Here is a 1,343-nt window from a genome sequence, read left to right on the forward strand (position 1 = left end):
TAGATGTAGTATATAAATCGGACAATAGTTTTGAGAAATTTCTCCATTGGTAGTACAATATCAAATATGAGGAGGAGTATGCTATGCCAAGAAGATACAGCAGTGAATTCAAGAAGGATGCATTACAATATGTAAGGGATCATCCTGACATAGATATGCGAGTTTGTGCCGAATATCTAGGAATGCCATATGATACGCTTTATGGTTGGTACAAGATGGATCGCCGTGAGCAAAGCGGCTGCGATACGATTGATGCAGGCGCATCGAAGTTGAGCGATGAAGAAAAAGAAAACATCCGCCTCAGACGCGAGCTAAGGGATACGAAAGACGCACTTGAAGTATTAAAAAAAGCCATCAGCATTCTGGGAAAATAACAGAGGTGATTTACCTGGCAGTTTCAGAAATTACTGATTGTCTGCCCGCGGGACGCAAATTTTCTGTTAGCGGAGTGCTGAAAAAACTAGGCGTCTCACGCAGTGGATATTACGATTGGTTAAAGCGCAAACCAAGCAATCAGGCTATACAACGGGAATTCGTCAAAGAGAATATAAAAAAGATATACGATGACAATTACCGCATATATGGAGCTCCCAAAATCACAAAGGAACTTAATGGTAAAGGTATAAGCGTTGCTGAACGAACCGTTACAAAATATATGAGAGAGATGAAAATAAGAGCATGCTACATTACACCATATACTGTTACGACCATAAGCGAGGACTTCACAAGTAAACTACAGAATCTGCTAAGGAGAAATTTCAACCCGGAAAGACCGAATGCAGTATGGTGCACTGATATAACATATATTTATACGGAAGAAGGATTTATTTACCTGTCTTGCATAATGGATATTTTTTCTCGGAAAATAGTTGCCTGGGAACTATCTAATACGTTAGAGACTGTACATGTGATCAATGCTATACGCAAAGCACTGTATAAAACGTCTGGCGTAATTCCAAGGATCATCCATACTGACCGTGGTGTCCAATACACTTCCGATGCGTATATCAGGGAGACATCAGGAATGCAACGGAGTTATTCGGGGAAAGGAAATCCCTGGGACAATGCCTGTATAGAATCATTCCATGCCCTGATTAAACGAGAGTGGTTGAACCGGTTCAGAATAAAGAATTTTAATCATGCCTACAAGTTGATATTTGAATACATAGACACATATTACAACACGCGCAGGATCCATAGCCACTGTGACTACAAGTCACCAGAGCAATATGAACGTGATTACTATAGACTAAAGGAAAGTCTATTCGATATAGCAGTATGATTCGCTATAATAGCGATAAAGAAATTTCAAAAAAACTGTCCGAAATCTTGACAGAGTACCA

The 1,343-nt window shown here is 39.8% G+C and carries 2 protein-coding genes; both read left to right on the forward strand.

Annotation, left to right across the window (positions count from 1 at the left end; all coding sequences use genetic code 11):
- The first annotated feature begins 83 nt into the window (after positions 1-83).
- A complete protein-coding gene (locus tag EV211_RS10590) occupies positions 84-374 on the forward strand; it encodes a transposase (protein ID WP_133529403.1) in 291 nt (96 codons plus the stop codon).
- A gap of 5 nt (positions 375-379) precedes the next feature.
- Positions 380-1,282: an IS3 family transposase gene (locus EV211_RS10595; protein WP_279222037.1), complete on the forward strand. Its 903-nt coding sequence runs from the start codon at positions 380-382 to the stop codon at positions 1,280-1,282.
- Positions 1,283-1,343 lie beyond the last annotated feature (61 nt).

The organism is Aminicella lysinilytica, assembly GCF_004362975.1.
Lineage (GTDB): Bacteria > Bacillota > Clostridia > Peptostreptococcales > Anaerovoracaceae > Aminicella > Aminicella lysinilytica.